This is a genomic window from Nonomuraea sp. NPDC051298, assembly GCF_055586305.1.
In genome coordinates, this window is the sequence record NZ_JBVJIM010000001.1 from 302057 (window position 1) to 319868 (window position 17812).

12 protein-coding genes are annotated in these 17812 nt (G+C 73.2%); 7 read left to right on the forward strand and 5 right to left on the reverse strand.

Annotation, left to right across the window (positions count from 1 at the left end):
* Nucleotides 1-10: 10 nt before the first annotated feature.
* On the reverse strand, nucleotides 11-649 hold the full coding sequence (locus tag ACZ6S0_RS01470; RefSeq protein ID WP_465912632.1) for a nucleoside/nucleotide kinase family protein: 639 nt from the start codon (nucleotides 647-649) through the stop codon (nucleotides 11-13).
* A gap of 200 nt (nucleotides 650-849) precedes the next feature.
* Here ACZ6S0_RS01470 and argG point away from each other — a divergent pair, with 200 nt between their 5' ends.
* The 4 genes from argG (at nucleotide 850) to ACZ6S0_RS01490 (ending at nucleotide 5710) form a co-directional block, all read left to right on the forward strand.
* A complete protein-coding gene (gene argG, locus ACZ6S0_RS01475) occupies nucleotides 850-2310 on the forward strand; it encodes an argininosuccinate synthase (RefSeq protein WP_465912633.1) in 1461 nt (486 codons plus the stop codon).
* A 317-nt stretch (nucleotides 2311-2627) separates the two neighbouring features.
* The gene (locus ACZ6S0_RS01480) at nucleotides 2628-3437 is read left to right on the forward strand and encodes an SAM-dependent methyltransferase (RefSeq protein ID WP_465912634.1); all 810 of its coding nucleotides are present in this window, start codon (nucleotides 2628-2630) and stop codon (nucleotides 3435-3437) included.
* Nucleotides 3438-3659: 222 nt separating this feature from the next.
* Nucleotides 3660-4535 carry a sulfotransferase family protein gene (locus ACZ6S0_RS01485; RefSeq protein WP_465912635.1) on the forward strand — a complete coding sequence of 292 codons (876 nt, stop codon included), beginning with the start codon at nucleotides 3660-3662 and terminating at the stop codon, nucleotides 4533-4535.
* The gene (locus tag ACZ6S0_RS01490) at nucleotides 4532-5710 is read left to right on the forward strand and encodes a glycosyltransferase family 4 protein (RefSeq protein WP_465912636.1); all 1179 of its coding nucleotides are present in this window, start codon (nucleotides 4532-4534) and stop codon (nucleotides 5708-5710) included. Before ACZ6S0_RS01485 ends, ACZ6S0_RS01490 begins: the two co-directional genes overlap by 4 nt.
* Before the next feature lie 88 nt (nucleotides 5711-5798).
* On the opposite strand, the gene ACZ6S0_RS01495 is transcribed toward ACZ6S0_RS01490, so the two are convergent.
* Nucleotides 5799-7466, reverse strand: a complete 1668-nt coding sequence (locus ACZ6S0_RS01495; RefSeq protein WP_465912637.1) for a serine/threonine-protein kinase — start codon at nucleotides 7464-7466, stop codon at nucleotides 5799-5801.
* 83 nt (nucleotides 7467-7549) lie between these two features.
* Nucleotides 7550-10765, reverse strand: a complete 3216-nt coding sequence (locus ACZ6S0_RS01500; protein WP_465912638.1) for an AfsR/SARP family transcriptional regulator — start codon at nucleotides 10763-10765, stop codon at nucleotides 7550-7552.
* Nucleotides 10766-10879: 114 nt separating this feature from the next.
* Between ACZ6S0_RS01500 and ACZ6S0_RS01505 the strand changes: the two genes are divergently transcribed.
* On the forward strand, nucleotides 10880-12475 hold the full coding sequence (locus ACZ6S0_RS01505; RefSeq protein WP_465912639.1) for an MFS transporter: 1596 nt from the start codon (nucleotides 10880-10882) through the stop codon (nucleotides 12473-12475).
* 93 nt (nucleotides 12476-12568) lie between these two features.
* Nucleotides 12569-14479 (forward strand): aconitate hydratase, encoded by a 1911-nt coding sequence (locus ACZ6S0_RS01510; protein ID WP_465912640.1) that lies wholly within the window; start codon nucleotides 12569-12571, stop codon nucleotides 14477-14479.
* Nucleotides 14480-14491: 12 nt separating this feature from the next.
* On the opposite strand, the gene ACZ6S0_RS01515 is transcribed toward ACZ6S0_RS01510, so the two are convergent.
* Complete coding sequence (locus tag ACZ6S0_RS01515; RefSeq protein WP_465912641.1) at nucleotides 14492-15475, reverse strand: helix-turn-helix transcriptional regulator; 984 nt, start codon at nucleotides 15473-15475, stop codon at nucleotides 14492-14494.
* Nucleotides 15476-15551: 76 nt separating this feature from the next.
* On the opposite strand from ACZ6S0_RS01515, the gene ACZ6S0_RS01520 reads away from it, so the two are divergent.
* A complete protein-coding gene (locus tag ACZ6S0_RS01520) occupies nucleotides 15552-16241 on the forward strand; it encodes a GNAT family N-acetyltransferase (RefSeq protein WP_465912642.1) in 690 nt (229 codons plus the stop codon).
* Between the two features lie 35 nt (nucleotides 16242-16276).
* Here the strand turns inward: ACZ6S0_RS01520 and ACZ6S0_RS01525 are convergent, their stop codons facing one another.
* Nucleotides 16277-17746, reverse strand: a complete 1470-nt coding sequence (locus ACZ6S0_RS01525; RefSeq protein ID WP_465912643.1) for an MFS transporter — start codon at nucleotides 17744-17746, stop codon at nucleotides 16277-16279.
* Between the last annotated feature and the right edge of the window lie 66 nt (nucleotides 17747-17812).

Consider the following 17812-nt stretch of genomic DNA (forward strand, 5'->3'; position numbering starts at 1 on the left):
CGGCAGCCCGTCAGAGGACCGCCGGTCCGCCGACGTCGATCCGCAGGTCCGCGCCCGTACGGGTGGCGCGGATCGCGGCGGCGTTGGGCTCGTCGACCTCGGCGACCCAGCGGGCGGCCTGGTCGGGGGTCTTGCCGAACTCGACGTGCCGCCGGACGAGCCGCTCCAGGCGGACGCGGTCGTCGAGGTCTGCGTACCAGACCTCGGTCATGGCCGCGCGCACCCGGGGCCAGGGCTCCTCGCCGGACAGCAGGTAGTTGCCCTCGCTGACGACGACCCGCGTGCCCGGCGGCACGGGGATGGCGCCGGCGATGGGCTGCTCGATCCCGCGGTCGAACGAGGGCGCGTAGACCGTGTCGGCGATCTCGGCGCGCAGGCGGCGCAGGAGTGCCAGGTAGCCGTGGGCGTCGAAGGTGTCGGCGGCGCCCTTGCGGGACAGCCTGCCCAGGCGTTCGAGCTCGATATCGGCCAGGTGGAAGCCGTCCATCGGCACCCAGACGGCCGGCAGCCCGCCGGCGGTGAGCGCTCCGGCGAGCCGCCCGGCCAGCGTGGACTTGCCCGCTCCCGGGCACCCCGCGATGCCGACCAGCACCCGCCCGCCGCCGTCCGCCAGCCGCCGCACCCGCTCGACCAGCCCTTCGGCGCCCATCCCCCACCCCCGGCTCCTCGATCCGGCTCTCCGCGCGGGACCGGATCGACCGCATGCTACGCGACCGGCCCCGCCACCCATGAATCCCCTCGTCAGACCAGGTCGGAGCGAGGGCGGGCACCGGGCCTGGGCCGCTTCGCTGTCCATTTCATGGGACGGGCTTTGAATGGTCATGCATCCTTGTGTATATACTTCTACTCGTGTCCAAGATGCTCACCTCTCTCCCAGTCGGCGAACGCGTCGGTATCGCCTTCTCCGGCGGCCTCGACACCTCCGTGGCCGTCGCGTGGATGCGCGAGAAGGGTGCGGTGCCCTGCACCTACACCGCCGACATCGGCCAGTACGACGAGCCCGACATCGCCTCGGTGCCGGGCCGCGCCACGGCGTACGGCGCGGCGGTCGCCCGGCTGGTCGACTGCCGGGAAGCCCTCGTCGAGGAGGGCCTGGCCGCCCTGGCCTGCGGAGCGTTCCACATCCGCTCCGGCGGCCGCACGTACTTCAACACCACCCCGCTCGGCCGGGCCGTCACGGGCACGCTGCTGGTGCGCGCGATGCTCGACGACGAGGTGCTGATCTGGGGCGACGGCTCCACGTTCAAGGGCAACGACATCGAGCGGTTCTACCGCTACGGCCTGCTCGCCAACCCGTCCCTGCGCATCTACAAGCCGTGGCTCGACGCCGACTTCGTCAACGAGCTGGGCGGGCGCAAGGAGATGTCGGAGTGGCTGCTCGCCCGTGACCTGCCCTACCGGGCCAGCACGGAGAAGGCGTACTCCACCGACGCGAACATCTGGGGCGCGACCCACGAGGCCAAGTCGCTGGAACACCTCGACACGGGCATCGAGATCGTCGAGCCGATCATGGGCGTACGGTTCTGGGACCCGTCCGTCGAGATCCCCGCCGAGGACGTCACGATCGCCTTCGAGCGCGGGCGGCCGGTGTCGATCAACGGCAAGGAGTTCCCCTCCGCCGTCGACCTGGTGCTGGAGGCCAACGCCATCGGCGGACGGCACGGCCTGGGCATGTCCGACCAGATCGAGAACCGGGTCATCGAGGCCAAGAGCCGGGGCATCTACGAGGCGCCTGGCATGGCCCTGCTGCACGCGGCGTACGAGCGGCTGGTCAACGCCATCCACAACGAGGACACGCTGGCGAGCTACTACACCGAAGGCCGCAAGCTGGGCCGGCTGCTCTACGAGGGCCGCTGGCTCGACCCGCAGTCGCTGATGCTGCGCGAGTCGCTGCAGCGGTGGGTCGGCACGGCGGTCACCGGCGAGGTGACGCTGCGCCTGCGGCGCGGGGAGGACTATTCGATCCTCGACACCTCGGGCCCGGCGTTCAGCTACCACCCCGACAAGCTGTCCATGGAACGCACCGAGGACGCCGCCTTCGGGCCCCTCGACCGTATCGGCCAGCTCACGATGCGCAACCTCGACATCGCCGACTCGCGCGCCAAGCTGGAGCAGTACGCCGGGCTCGGCATGGTCGGCAGCCCGCACCAGACGCTGCTCGGCGCCACCCAGACGGCCGCCGCCGGGCTGATCGGCGAGATGGACGAGGGCGGCGCCGAGGCGATCGCCTCCCGTGGCGAGGTGCCGGGCGACCTCCCCGACGACGACGTGCTCCTCGACAACGCCGCCATGGAGCTGGGCACCGACTGACCCTCCCCGGCCCGCGCACAGGTCGTCCGCAGCCCCTCACCGCACGTCGGTGGGGGGCTTTGTCGGTATGGCAGTGTCGGTATGGCAGGGCGTGTTTGACGGCTCAGGCGGGCACATCCGTACAGCGGGAACCCTTGCCACGATGATTCTGGTAACAAACATTTCCCAAGATAACCGGTCTACCGGGTTGTCATTGACTGGAATTGTTGGAACATATGGTTCGAGTCATCGAGTGAAGTCCAAAGATCGCTTACCGCAAAAGGGTCAGCGGCGAGGGGAAAGGGGCAACGCTCATGCACCAACGTGCTGTCCGTAATTTGGCCAAGCTGGAAACGACGCAGGCCAGGATCACGCGCATTTTCGATGCCGCGGCCGGCGGGAAGAACAACTTCCTGGCCGACAAGGACACGGTCCGCCATTTCGATCAAGCGACTCCCGCCCTCACCACGGCGGCCCGCGCGGTGCTGGAGTTCCTCTCACGGGTGATCCGCCACCTGGCCACGGTCGAGGACGTCGACCAATTCATGATCATAGGCAGCGGGATCCCCAGCGGGCTCTCGGCCGGCCACGGGCTGCACGACATGGCACGCCGCCCCTCCGGCCCCGCCCCCCGCGTGCTGTACGTCGAGTCCAACCCCATGGTGGTGACCCTGGCCCAGGCCACCATCGAGCCGTTCACCGACCTGGTGCGGGTGGTGGAGGGCGACGTGCGGGAGATCGACGAGGTGCTCCGGCACCACGTGGTCAAGACGTTCATCGACTGGGAACGTCCGGTGGCCGTCCTGGTGCTCTCGGCCTACAGCCTCAACGACGACGAGTACGCCCACTACGTCATCAAGCGCCTGCGCCACAACGCGCCGGGCGGCAGCTTCCTCGGCCTGCTGCACACGACGTTCGACGGCGTCCCGCCGGAGTTACTGCCCGGCATCCGCGACCTGCTCGCCATGACCCTGCCCCACCTCGCGATCCGATCCAAGGACGAGGTCGCCGCGCTGCTGGAAGGGCTCGACCTGGTGGAGCCCGGACTGGTGTGGGTGCCCGAGTGGCATCCGGACGGCAGCGAACTCGCCTGCCGGGAGACACCCACCTCGTCGGGCAACTACGGCGCCGTGGCCCGCATCCCCTGAAGAGACCTTCCCCGCTCCCTCAAGAAGGGTTCGCCCTGACACTGGGAGCGCTCCCGAAGTAAATGGCCCCGGCCCCTCGGGGCGGCCCGAAAAGATCGTTCCGGTTCCCGATCAATCACGGCGCGTGATCTTTTGCCCGACCGAGCGGGTTCGGCGGGCTCTTTTGCCTGTTCAGGCATTCGTTCAGGGAATCTCCAGGTACGACGGGTAACCTCGCTTTGCATGAAGTGGCAGCGCACAATCAACGGGGCGCTGGCCAGGTACACCGGATTCCAAATCAACCGAGTAGGTAAAGCAGGGCAAGCGGCGAAGGTTCCGGACAAGACCTCGGTCAAGCGACCGAACACGCCGTTCCGGCCCCCGTCCGAACCGGAGATCGACCGCCTGGTGAAGTCACCGGTGTTCATCATCTCGCCGGTGCGATCGGGCTCGACGCTGCTGCGGGCGATGCTCAACGCTCACCCGGACCTGCACGCTCCCCACGAGCTGCACGTACGCCGGCTGAGAGTGGAATTCGATACCTCGCTGGCCGACAAGGCGATGGCGGCACTCGGGCACAACCGGGCCGACCTCGAACACCTGCTGTGGGACCGGGTCCTCCATCGTGAGCTGGTACGCAGCGGCAAGCGGTTCATCGTGGAGAAGACGCCGGCCAACGCCTTCGCCTACGAGCGGCTGGCCGCCTGCTGGCCGGACGCGCGGTTCGTGTTCCTGCTGCGCCACCCCGCCTCCATCGCGACCTCCTGGCACGAGGCCAGCCCCGACAGGCGCACTCCCGACGAGGCCGCGGCCGACGCGCTGCGGTACATGAAGGCCGTACAGCGGGCCCGCGCGGCGCTGCCCGGCCTGACCGTCCGCTACGAGGAGCTGACCGCGGACCCCGAGCGGATCGCCCGCGGCATCTGCGGGTTCCTCACCCTGCCCTGGGCTCCCGAGATGCTCTCCTACGGCACGCCCGACGTGGTGTCCAAGGGTCTCGGCGACTGGAAGGACAAGATCCGGTCCGGCGCCGTGCAGCGCGGCCGCGACCTGCCGCGCGCGGACGAGGTCCCCGCGGTGCTCAAGGACATGTGCCGGACCTGGGAGTACCTCACATGAAGATCCGCTACATGCTCCTGCACGCCTACGGCATGGGCGGCACCATCCGTACCGTGGTCAACCAGGCCAACGCCATGGCCGAGGCGGGCCACGACGTCGAGATCGTCAGCGTGGTCCGGCGGCGCGACGAGCCGCAGTTCGCCATCGACCGGCGGGTGGCGGTGTCCGCGCTGGTCGACCAGCGCGAGGGCGTCCCCGCCGACTCCCTGGCCCGCAAGGTGTGGCGGCGGGCGCGCGGCAAGATCGTCCCGTACGGCGAATTCGCCGCCGAGTGGTTCACCGAACGGGTCGAGGCGGCGGTCATGGACTACGTCTCCGGCCTGCGTGACGGCATCCTGGTCACCACCCGCCCCGCGCTCAACCTGATCTCGGCCCGCCGCGCCTCCTCCGGCGTGATCCGCGTCGCCCAGGAGCACATGAACCTGGGCTCCTACCACGAGGCCGTACGCGAGCAGATCGCCCGCCACTACGACCGCTTCGACGCCGTGGCGGTGCTGACCGAGACCAGCCGCACGGAGTACCGCGACCTGCTGTCCGGCACGCCGGTGGTGCGCATCCCGAACGCCGTGCACATGGAGCAGCGCAAGCACTCCGACCAGAGCAACCCGATCGTGATCGCGGTCGGGCGGCTGGTGCCGCAGAAGGGGTTCGACATGCTCATCCCCGCCTTCGGCGCCGCCGCGGGCGAGCACCCGGAGTGGAAGCTGCGCATCTTCGGCACCGGCCCGTCGAAGGAACGCCTGCAGGCCCGCATCGACAAGGCCGGGCTCGGCGACCGGATCCGGCTGATGGGCCGCAGCAACATCATCCACGAAGAGCTGGCCAAGGCGTCGGTCTACGCGCTCAGCTCGCGCATCGAGGGCCTGCCCATGGCCATGATCGAGGCGATGGGGCACGCCCTGCCGATCGTCGCCTTCGACTGCCCCACCGGGCCGGCCGACGTCCTGACCCCCGGCAAGGACGGCGTGCTGGTGCCGCCCCGCGACGTGGACGCCCTGGCCGAGGCGCTCGGACGCGTGATGGGCGACCGCGACCTGCGCGTACGCCTGGGCGCCGCGGCGGCGGAGACGGCCCACGGCTACACACCGGACGTGGTCATGCCGCTGTGGGAGAGGCTGTTCGCCGAGCTGACCGCCGGCCGGCCGATCACCGAAGGGCCCCACCCGGCCCGCTGACGACGGGCGCCCGCTCGGACAGCCCCCTGCACCCGGCGGGGCGGGCGCCCGGCCGAAGACCGGCGACGGGACACCCCGGCCTTGCCGGTCAGCACATGGTCCAGCTCGCCGACCTGGACTTGCGTACCGGGGAGGTGAGCTGGAAGACGACCGTGTGGCTGGAGCCCAGCTCGGGCTCGACCAGCTTCTTCGAGCCGAAGTAGTCGCTGTTCCCGTAGGACGGCAGCCGCCTGGAGCCGCTCTCGATCACCTCGCCGTCGACCAGCCACTGGTAGGAGAACTGGGCGCCGTTCTGGGTGGCGTCCAGGCCGACGCCGAAGTTCACCGAGCCCGAGTAGCAGGTGACGCCCTCCTGGTTGATCTTCGAGCGGCCGGCGACGCGCACGTAGGCGAGGTTGAACGAGGCCGCGGCCTTGGCCCTGCTCTTGGACGCCGTGGGGGACGGGCGGGTGGTCGTCGGCTTCGCGGTGGGCGTGACCGGCCGCTTCGTGGGGGTGGCGGCGGGCGTGGGGCGCGCGGTCGTACGCCGCTGGGACGGGGTGGCGCTCGGGCGGACGGTCCTGCTGGACGAGGGGGACGGCGTCCGGGTCTTCTTCGCACGCCCAGCGGCGGTCCCAGTGGCGGAGTGGGAAGGCGACGGGTCCTCGGATCCGGCGGCGGCCAGCGCCGACGAGACAGGGGTACGGGCGGAGGCGGCGTTCCAGACGACCACGCCCGTCACCAGACAGGCCGCCAGCGCCGCGGAGACCCCGGCGATCAGCGGCATCCGCCGCGCGGGGCGGCGGTGGGGCGGGAGGGTGTGGTGCGGTGCCTCCCGGCCCCCTCGATCACCGGCGTGGGGCACGTGCCGAGCCGGATGCTGGGCCGGATGCTGGGCCGGATGCTGGGCCGGGTGCTGGGCCGGGTGCTGGGCCGGGTGCTGGGCCTGGTTCAGGCCGGGGGCCCGCTGGGGGTGGCCGCCCGGCCCGGGGTGGGCGCCGCCGCCGATGAGGCGTAAGAGGACGTCCTGCATGCGGGGGCGGGCGGCCGGGTCCTTGGCCAGGCAGGCGTACACGATCGAGCGGAGCGGCTCCGGGAGGTCGCCCAGGAACGGCTCATGGTTCAGGATCCGGTTGATGACGGCGGGCAGCGAGTCGTCGCCGAACGGGGGCGTGCCGGTGGCCGTGTACACCATGACCGAGCCCCAGGCGAACACGTCCGCCGCCGGGCCGACGTACGCGCCGGCGAGCTGCTCGGGCGCCATGTACGCGGGCGTGCCGACGACGCCGCTGGTCACCGTGAGCGCGGAGTCGGCGGCGCGGGCCACGCCGAAGTCGATCACGCGCGGCCCGTCCCGGCCGAGCAGCACGTTGGCGGGCTTGAAGTCGCGGTGCACGATTCCCGCCTGGTGGATGGCGGCCAGCGCCGTCGCCGTGCTGACGGCCAGCCGCTGCAGGTCGGCGCCGAGGTGGCGGCCCGCCTGCTGGAGCGAGGGGCCTTCGACGTACTCGCTGACGATGTACGGCCGCCCGCCCATCGACGCGTCCAGCACCTGCGCGACGCAGAACGGCTCCACCCGCCGGGCCGCGGCCAGCTCCTTGGCGAAGCGGTCGTCGCCGCCCGCGGGCTGCCGCAGCACCTTGACGGCCACGGGCCGCCCGTCAGGGGCCTGGCCGAGGTAGACGACGCCCTGGCCGCCCTCGCCGAGCCGGCCGAGGAGGCGGTAGGCCGCGATCGCCTCGGGGTCGTCTGGGCGCAGCGGTTCGGGTTGGGGCATGCGGGATGACTCCTGTGGCGGCCGGGACGGACCTCATGCACCCTAGCGGGATAAATCCGTACCTGTCGGCCAATCGCACGGGCCTACCGGGGTCCGGCGACGCCTCGGGCGTGCTCGGTGGCGTACGTCTCCTCGCCCAGGATCGTGCGCAGGGTGACCGCCGTCTGCTCGGCCTCGGGCCGGTCCGCCGGGGACTGTGACACGCCCGCCTCGGTCCTGGCGGCGGCGGCCGTTCCCAGCAGGCGCGCGGCCTGGGTGTGCTCGCCCAGGTCCGCGAGGGTGCCGGCCAGCGCCTCCATGGCTCGGGCGAGGGCACGCGGGTCGCCCCCGGCACGCGCGGCGCGTACGGCCTCCTCGTGCAGGGCGTGCGCCCGGGAGGCGTGGCCGCGCCGCCGGGCGACGAGCCCGAACTCGGTCAGGATGGCGGCGGCCACGCCGGGCTCGTACCCGTGCCGCCGATGCCATTCCAGCACGACGCTCAGGTGGGCGTCGGCGATGTCGAGGCGGCCCGTGTGGCGGGCGACCCGGCCGAGCCCGATGCGGGCGTACGTCTCGGCGAGCCTGAGCGACTGTTCGGCGGCCAGCCGCCGGGCGCGCTCGTACAGGGGCTCGGCCTGCGCGTGCTCGCCGGTGGCCAGGAGCACGTCAGCCAGCCCGCACAGCTTGAACGGGATCTCGGCGCCGAGCCCGAGTCGCTCGACGAGGTCGAGGCTGCGGCGGAAGAGGGCGGTGGCGCGGTCGTACCGTCCGGTGGCCTCGGCGGCGGCGGCGAGGCTCTCCACGGCGAGCATCTGGCCCCAGGGGTCGCCCAGCTCGGCGAACGCGGCCAGGCTCCGCTCCGCGTCCCGCTCCGCCTCCCCTGCGGCGCCGCGGGCGAGGGCGTGCCAGGCGCGGGTGTTCAGGGCGGCGGCGACCCCCCAGCGGTCTCCCCCGGCGCGGAACCCGGCCAGCGCCCGCCCGGTCAGCCGCTCGCTGCTCGCCAGGTCGCCGACCCCGAACAGCCCGGTGGCGAGGACCCACAACGCCCGCGGATCACCGTCCGCCCTCGGGGCGGCGGCGGATTCGTGACCGGTCATCATGGCGAGGGCGGCGCACCACGCCTCGGCGCCGCCCCCGCCCGCGCCGAGCGACAGGGCCGACGAGAACGCCCGGTGCGCCTCCTCCAGGCGGCCCCTGAGCATCCAGTACCAGGCGAGCGCGGTGGCCAGGCGGCGCACCAGGGGCCCGTCCCCCGCGCGGACGGCGTCGTCGAGCACGCCGCGAAGGTTGGCCGTCTCGGCGTCCAGCACCTCCAGCCAGCGCCGCTGGCCGGGGCCGCGCAGCAGCGGGTCGGCGCGTTCGGCCAGCCCGGCGTAGTAGTCGTCGTGCCGCCGCCGCGCCTCGGCCAGCTCGCCCGACTCCGCCAGCCGCTCCACGCAGTACGCCGCCACCGACCCGGCCAGCCGATACCGGCCGCCGCCCACGGTCACCAGCGACCGGTCCACCAGCCCGGCCAGCAGATCCACCACGTCGTCACCGGAGACGCCGGAGATGTCGGCGCGGGATACGCCGGAGCCTCCGTCAGCGACCCCGAGAACGCCTCCGGCGACCCCCAAGCCGCCGGAGGCGTTCGGTGCCGCGCACACCGTCTCCGCCGCGCCGAGCGTGCAGCCGTCGGGGTGCAGGGCCAGGCGGCACAGCACGGCCCGCTCTGGCCCGGTCAGCAGCTCCCAGCTCCAGTCGATGGCCGCCCGCAGCGTGCGCTGCCGCGCGGGGGCGTCCCGCCGCCCGCCGGTGAGCAGCCGGAACCGGGCGTCCAGGCGGCGGGCCACCTCACCCACGCCCAGCGCGCGCACGCGGGCCGCGGCCAGCTCCAGCGCCAGCGGGATGCCGTCGAGGCGGCGGCAGATGGCGGCCACGTCCGTCGCGGTGCGGGCGTCGAGCGTGAACTCCCCGCCCGCGGCTGCCGCGCGGGCCGTGAACAGCCGCGCCGCGTCGGCCCGCGCGACCGTCGCGTGGTCGGCGTCGGCGTCGGGCACCTCCAGCGGGGCCACCACCTGCAGGTGCTCGCCGGAGATCCCGAGCGGCTCGCGGCTGGTGGCCAGGATCCGCAGCTCGGGGGCGCCGGCCAGCAGGCGTCCCGCGAGCTGGGCGGCGGGCTCGACGACGTGTTCGCAGTTGTCGAGCACGAGCAGGATCCGGCGCTCGCGTACCGCGTCGAGCACCCGCTCCACGATCGGGGCGGGACGGCCGCGCGGGCCCGCCACCGTGGCGTCGGCCAGGCCGAGGGCGGCGGCGATCAGCGTGCCCACCCCGGCCGGGGTCGGCAGGGCTCCGGCGCGCGCCGGGTGGTCGAGCGCCGTGAGGTCGACCAGCCAGACCCCGTCGGCGTACGCGGGCGCGGACCGGGTGGCGGCGGCGACGGCCAGGCGCGTCTTGCCGACCCCGCCCGGCCCGGTGAGCGTCACCAGCCGGTACGCCCCCAGCAGCCCCGCCACCCGATCCGTGGCCTCCTCCCTGCCGATCAGCGCGGTGAGCGGCACCGGCAGGTTGGTACGGGGCCGGGCCGCGTCCAGCTCGCGGTCCTGCTCGAGGATCGCCTGGTAGACGGCCGCCACGTCAGGCGAGGGATCCACGCCCAGCTCGGCGGCCAGGCGTTCGCGCAGGTCGTGGTAGGTGGCCAGGGCTTCGTGCTGGCGTCCGGAACGGTAGAGCGCGCGCATGTAGGAGGCGCGGAACCGTTCGCGCAGGGGGTGGCGGCGCACCTGGTCGGCGAGGTCGGGCACGAGGCGGTCGTGCCGGCCCAGCTCCAGCTCGACCTCGGCGTGCTCCTCCATCGCGGCCAGCCGCTGCTCGGCCAGCCGGGTGACCGTGCCCTGGAGGAACAACTCCCCGGCGAAGTCGGCGTACGCCTCGCCCCGCCACAGCGCGAGCGCGTCGTCCAGCAGCGCGGCGCGCGCCGACGGGTCGGCGACCTCTCGCGCCCGGCCGGTCAGCACGCCGAACCTGCGCGCGTCCACCGCCTCGGCCCCGACGCGTAACGCGTAGCCGGGCGGCTGCCACACCACCAGGTCGCGGCCGCCCGGCTCGGCGTGCTCCAGGGCCCGCCGCAACTGCGCCACCTTCGTCCGCAGCACGCCGACCGGGTCGCGCGGCGGCCCCGCGCCCCACAGGTCCTCGACCAGCCGCTCCACCGGCACCGACCGGCCGTCGTGGCTCAGCAGGTCGGCCAGCAGCAGCCGGACCTTCGCCTCCGGCACCTTGACCGGCGCGCCGTCGTCGGTCCGCACCTCCAGCGGGCCGAGCACCCGAAACCGCATACGGCCACGCTAGGCCAACCCCACCTGCCACGGCACCTTCCGTCTCCGGGGAGTGGCGGGCGGCCGACATCGAACCGGAACCGGATCACCACCCCCGTGCCCGACCGTGACCGCATGCTGACGAATTCGGGGCCCGCGCGGCGGGCCGGAGCGCGGGAGTGGGCGGGGCTGGCGGTGCTGGCGCTGCCCACCATCCTGCTCGCCCTCGACCTGACCGTTCTCTACATGGCGCTCCCCCACCTCGGCGCGGAGCTGGGCGCCGGCAACACCCAACTGTTGTGGATCAGCGACATCTACGGGTTCATGATCGCCGGTGTGCTCATCACGATGGGCACGCTCGGCGACCGCGTCGGCCGCCGGCGGCTGCTGCTGATCGGCGCGACCGCGTTCATCGGGGCGTCGGTGCTGGCCGCGTACTCCACGAGCGCCGAGATGCTGATCGTGGCCAGGGCGCTGCTGGGGCTGGCGGGGGCCACGCTGACGCCGTCCACGCTGTCGTTGATCACGAACATGTTCGCCGATCCCCGGCAGCGGTCGCTGGCCATCGGGGTGTGGCTGACCTCGTTCTCCCTGGGGGGCGCGATCGGGCCGGCGGTCGGGGGCGCGCTGCTGGAGCGGTTCTGGTGGGGGTCGGTGTTCCTGCTGGGCGTGCCGGTCATGGTGCTGCTGCTGGTGACCGGGCCGCTCCTGCTGCCCGAGCACCGCAGTCCCGGCGCGGGCCGGCTCGACCTGGTGAGCGCGGTCCTGAGCCTCGCGGCGATCCTGCCGATCGTCTACGGGATCAAGCAGATCGCCAAGGAGGGCGTCCGGGTGGTGCCGCTGCTGGCCGTCGCGGCGGGCGTCGCCGTGGCCGTCCTCTTCGTACGGCGCCAGCGCTCCATCGCCGGCCCCCTGCTGGACCTGCGGCTGTTCGCCAACCGGCGGTTCACGGGCGCGCTGGTGAGCATGCTGCTGGGGATGGTGACGCTGTACTCGTTCACCTTCTACTTCACCCAGTATTTGCAGCTCGTCGAGGGGCTGTCGCCGTTCGTGGCGGGCCTGTGGTTCATCCCCATGGCGGCGACGACCATCGTGGCGGCCATGGCCGCGCCGCTGATCGCGCGCAGGCTCCCGCCGCCCAGGGTGATCGCGGCGGGGCTGGTGCTCGCGGCGGGCGGCTTCGCGTCGCTGGCCCTCATCGACGCGGGCTCCGGCCTGACCCTGATCATCGTGGGCGGCGTGGTCATCGCGGTCGGCATCAACCCGCTGCTGGTGCTCAGCACCGACCTGATCGTCAGCTCGGCCCCGCCGGAGCGGACCGGGTCGGCGGCGGCGATGCAGGAGACCAGCGCCGAGTTGGGCTCGTCCCTGGGCATCGCCGTCTTCGGCACCCTCGGCACCGCCCTCTACAGCGCCCAGATCACCGGCACGCTGCCCGGCGGCCTCCCGCCCGAGGCGGCCGAGACCGCCCGTGACAGCTTCGCGGGCGCGTTCGCGACCGCGGCCGACCTGCCCGCCGAGATCGGTACGGCACTCGTCACCGCCGCCCGGGACGCGTTCCTGACCGGCATGAACGCCGTCACCCTCATCAGCGCGGGCGTGCTGCTGGCCATCGCCGTCGTCGTCGTGACGGCGCTCAAGGGCGTACGCCCCCTGGGAGAGGCGACCGCGGAGACCGGCCAGGAGGAGACCGGCCGCGACGAGGCCGAGCGCGGAGGCGCGGTGGTGTGACGGAACCTCGCGCGGAGCCCTCCTGCCGGGGAGGCTCCGCCCGGCGTCCGTGGGCCGGTGACTTGACGGGGCCGCTCCGGGTAGCAGGTCCCCGTGAGCCGGAACGTCACGCAGAAGCTGATCGCCGCGCACCTCGTCACGGGAGAGACGCGGCCGGGCGGGGAGATCGGGCTGCGCATCGACCAGGCCCTGATCCAGGACGCCACCGGGACCATGGTCATGCTCGAACTCGAGGCCCTCGGCCTCGACCGGGTACGCACCGAGACCGCCGTCCAGTACGTCGACCACAACCTCCTGCAGACCGACGAGCGCAACATGGCCGACCACGTGTTCCTCCGCTCGGCCTGCCGCCGGTTCGGCATCTGGCACTCGCGGGCCGGCAACGGGGTCTCCCACCCCACCCACATGGAGCACTTCGGCGTGCCGGGCAGGACGCTGGCCGGGTCGGACTCGCACACGTGCGCGGCGGGCTCGCTCGGCATGCTGGCCATCGGCGTCGGCGGGCTGGAGGTGGCCATGGCCCTGGCCGGGGAGCCGCTGTTCGTCACGATGCCCGAGGTGTGGGGCGTGCGGCTCACCGGCGAGCTGCCGCCGTGGGTGAGCGCCAAGGACGTGATTCTCGAGATGCTGCGGCGTCACGGCGTACGGGGCGGGGTGAACCGGGTCATCGAATACCACGGCCCCGGGCTCGCCACGCTGACCGCGATGGACCGGCACGTCATCGCCAACATGGGGGCCGAGCTGGGCGCCACCACCACCGTCTTCCCCTCCGACGGCCAGGTGCTGGAGTTCCTGAGCGCCCAGGGCCGGGCCGCCGACCACACCGAGATCCTGGCCGACCCGGGAGCCGGGTACGACGTGCGCGACGAGATCGACCTGTCCACGCTGGAGCCGCTGATCGCGTGTCCCAGCTCGCCCGGGAACGTCGTCCCGGTTCGGGAGGCCGCGGGCGAGCCCGTCCACCAGGTCGTGGTGGGGTCGTCGGCCAACCCGGGCCTGCGCGACTTCGCCGTGGTGGCCGCGATCCTGCGCGGCAGGCAGGTCCACCCGCAGGTGTCGCTCGACGTGAACCCCACCTCGCGGCAGATCCTCGCCGACCTGGCCAAGACGGGGGCGATCACCGACCTGGTCGAGTCCGGTGCCCGCATCCACCAGACCGGCTGCCTGGGCTGCATCGGCATGGGCCAGGCCCCGGCCGTGGGCCGCAACAGCCTGCGGACGTTCCCGCGCAACTTCCCCGGCCGCTCGGGCACGCACGACGACTCGGTCTGGCTCTGCTCGCCCGAGACCGCCGCCGCGGCGGCGCTGACCGGCGTCATCACCGACCCGCGCGACCTCGGCCCCGATCCACCCGAGGTACGACGGCCACGCACGGTCAGCGCGGGCGCGGCGCTGTTCGAGCGTCCGCTGCCCCCCGAGCAGGCCGAGGAGGTGGCGCTCAGCAAGGCCCCGAGCATCGGGTCGCTGCCCGAGCTGGACCCGCTGCCCGACGCCCTCACGCTGCCGGTCGTGCTCAAGGTGGGCGACGACGTCTCCACGGACGAGATCCTGCCGGCGGGCGCGCGGGCGCTGCCGTACCGCAGCAACGTCGCGGCGCTGGCCGACTTCGCCTTCACCCAGCTCGACCCGGACTACCCGGAACGAGCCCGCGCCGCGGGCCCGCACGCCGTCGTCGCGGGCCGCAACTACGGTCAGGGCTCCTCCCGCGAGCACGCCGTCATCGTCCCCCGCTACCTGGGGCTGCGCGTGGTCGTCGCCAAGTCGTTCGCCCGCATCCACTGGCAGAACCTGGCCAACTTCGGCGTGCTCGCCCTCGAGTTCGCCGACGAGTCCGACTACGACGCGATCGGCGGCGAGCTGCGCTTCGAGGGCCTGCGGGAGGCGGTTGAGAAGGGCACCGAGCTGACCGTGAACGGCATGGTGCTGCGGCACCGCCTGTCCCCCAGGCAGCGGGCGATGGTGCTGGCCGGTGGCTGGATCCCGCTGGTCCTGCGGCGCGCGTGACCCCGGGAGGCGCTACGCCGGGGGGTTCGCGCCGTCTGGCTCCCCCGAGGCCGCGGCCAGCAGCCGCCGCCCGATGGCGCGGGCGGCTTCCTGGAGCTCAGGGCAGCGTACGATCCGGTACGGGGCCGGGATCGCCGCGAGCTGCTCGGCGTACCACGCCGGGTTGCTGGTGCTGCCGGTCAACCGGCTCGTGCGGGCGTCGAGCGGTTCGAGGCGTCCGAGCGCGCGGGGCAGCCACCGGGCCGCGGTCTCGGCGGGCGCGTCGATGACGACCTCGGTCTCGTACTCCCAGCCGACGGCCAGGTGCTCCTCCAGCATGGCGACCGGGTCGAGGCCGGGCGGCGGGGTGAAGGCGTCGTCGAGCACCTCCACGTCACGCACCCGGTCGATCCGGTACGCCCGCCGCGCGTCCTTGGGGCACGACCGGCACAGCAGGTACCAGCGGCCGTGCCGGACGACGACCGCCCACGGCTCGACCTCCGCGGCCCATTCCGACCCGGCCTCCGAACGGTAGCCGAGCCGTACCCTGCGCCGGTCGGAGCAGGCCCGGACGAGGGCGGTCGTGGTCGCGGGGTCGGGCCGCGCGGCGGACCGGTCGGGCGCAGGGGCGGCGGTCCGGCGTACGGCCTCGATCTGGGCGGCCACCGGCTCGGGCAGCGCGCGGACGATCTTGCCGAGCGCGGCGCCGACCGGGTCTGCGGGGTCGCCGGCGTCGTGGTGGCCGTCGAGCACGGCCATGACCAGGCCGAGCGCCTCGGCCGCGGTGAACATCAACGGCGGCGGGCGCACGCCCCTGCCCAGCCGGTAGCCGCCGTACGGGCCGCGTTCGGACTCGATGGGGATGTCGGCCTCGCGCAGGATCTCGACGTAGCGGCGGACGGCGCGCTCGGAGACGCCGAGTTTGTCCGCCAGCCGCTCGGCGGTGATGCCGGGACTGCCCTGGATGAGTTCGAACGCCAGCAGCGCCCGCGCCGTGGGGCTCGCGTCGGACCGCACAACACCCCTCACAATCCGGAAGCAGAACGTCCGGAAAAGACCCTAGCATTCGGAGCATGCACGAGGGCACGACACCATGACCGGCACGAACAGCTCAGGCACGTGGAGCGGGCGTGCCCGCGGAGGCAGGGCCGACAGGACACCGATCTCCCCCGAGCAGGTGCGCATCGTCCCCGCGAACGAGGCGTCCTGGGAGGACCTGTCAGCGGTGTTCGGCACCGCCGACGCGCGCCGGTGCCAGTGCCAGTGGTTCAAAGTCAGCGGTTGGCTGTGGCACAACTCCACCCAGGAGGGGCGTACCGCGAGTCTGCGCTCCCAGACCGCGTGCGGCGTCCCGGACGCGAAGGCGACCAGCGGCCTGGTCGCGTACGTGGACGGCGACCCGGCGGGCTGGGTGGCGGTCGAGCCGCGCGTCGCCTACCCCAAGCTGCGCACGTCCCGCGTCCCGTGGAGCGGCCGGGAGGAGGACAAGGACGACGACGGCGTGTGGGCGGTGACCTGCTTCGTGGTGCGCAGGCCGTACCGGGGGCGGGGGCTCTCCTATGCGCTGGCCCGCGCCACGGTGGACTTCGCCCGCGAGCGGGGGGCGCGGGCGCTGGAGGGGTACCCGATGATCACCCAGCCCGGCAAGGAGATCACCTGGGGAGAGCTGTTCGTGGGAGCCCGCCAGGTGTTCGAGGAGGCGGGCTTCACGGAGATCAGCCATCCGACGCCGCGCCGGGTGGTCATGCGCATCGACTTCGACCGAGGCAGCGCCGGACGCTGACGGGCGGCACGACCGCCGTGGCCGCGCCGCCCGCTTCACCCGCGCGTATCCGCCAGATCGGCGGCGGGGTCGGCGGCAAGGTCGGCGGCGGGGTCCGCGGAGTCGCGGGCGGGGCGGCGCAGGACGATGAGCGCCACCGCGAAGGCCGCGACCAGCAGCCCGGCGGAGATGCCGAACGCCAGCCGGTACCCCTCCGTCAGCGCGACGGCCTGACCGGCCCCGGCGGTCAGCAGCTCACCGGTACGCGCGGCGGCCATCGTGGACAGCACGGCCACGCCGATCGCCATGCCCACCTGCTGCGTGGTGTTGAACAGCCCGGACGCCAGCCCCGCGTCGCTCTCCCGCGCCCCGGACATGCCCAGCGTGGCCAGCGCCGGCAGCACCAGCCCGCCACCCGAGATCAGCAGCATGGGCGGGAGCAGGTGGGTGAGGTAACCGGCGTCCACCGTGACCCGGGTGAGCAGCACCATCGCCGCGACGAGCAGCACCAGCCCGCCCATGAGGACGGCACGGGCGCCGTAGCGGGCGCTGAGCCGGGCCGAGACGAACAGGGAGATCGAGCCGATGCCCACGGCCGCCGGCAGCATGGCCAGCCCCGTGTCCAGCGCCCCGTAGCCGAGCACCCGCTGCATGTAGAGCGCGACGAGCACCTGGAACGCGAACATGCCCGACAGGGCGAGCATCTGGGCGAGGTTCGCGCCGGCCACGTTGCGCGAGCGCAGGATGCGCAGCGGCATCAGCGGCGCCCGTGCGGTGGCCTGCCGCGCCACGAACGCCCCCAGCAGCGCCAGCGAGAGCGCGCCGAGGCCGAGGGTGTGGGCCGCGAGCCAGCCGTACTCCTCGACCTTGACGACGGTGTAGATGCCCAGCATCAGCCCGGCGGTGACCAGCACGGCGCCGACCACGTCCGCGCCGGCGGACAGGCCGGCTCCCCGGTCGGCGGGCAGCACCCGAAGCGCGAGCGCGATGGTCACCACGCCGATGGGCACGTTGACGAAGAAGATCCAGGGCCAGCTCAGGGCGTCGGTGAGCACCCCGCCCAGCACCTGCCCGATCGAGGCCCCGGCCGCCCCGGTGAAGCTGAAGATCGCGATCGCCTTGCCGCGTTCGCCCGGCTCGGTGAACAGCGTCACCAGGATCCCCAGCACCACGGCGGAGGCCAGCGCGCTGCCCGCCCCCTGCAGGAACCGGGCGGCGATCAGCGTGCCGGGGTCGGTGGCCGCGCCCGCCAGCACGGACGCGGCCGCGAAGATCGCGTTCCCGGCGAGGAACAGCGTCCGCCGCCCGATCAGGTCGCCCAGCCTTCCCGCGAGCAGCAGCAGCCCGCCGAAGGGGATCAGATAGGCGTTGACGATCCAGCTCAGCTCCGCGCCGGAGAAGCCCAGATCCCGCTGGATGGCGGGCATCGCCACCGTGACGATGCTGCCGTCGAGGATCGTCATCAGGCCCGTCGCGGACAACACGCCCAGCGCCGTCCAGCGCGAGCCGTTACGCACATACGACATGGTTCTCTCCCGTCTCAGTCGACAGGAAAGACCGTAGCAGATAGTTCCGTAATAGACGATCCTCTT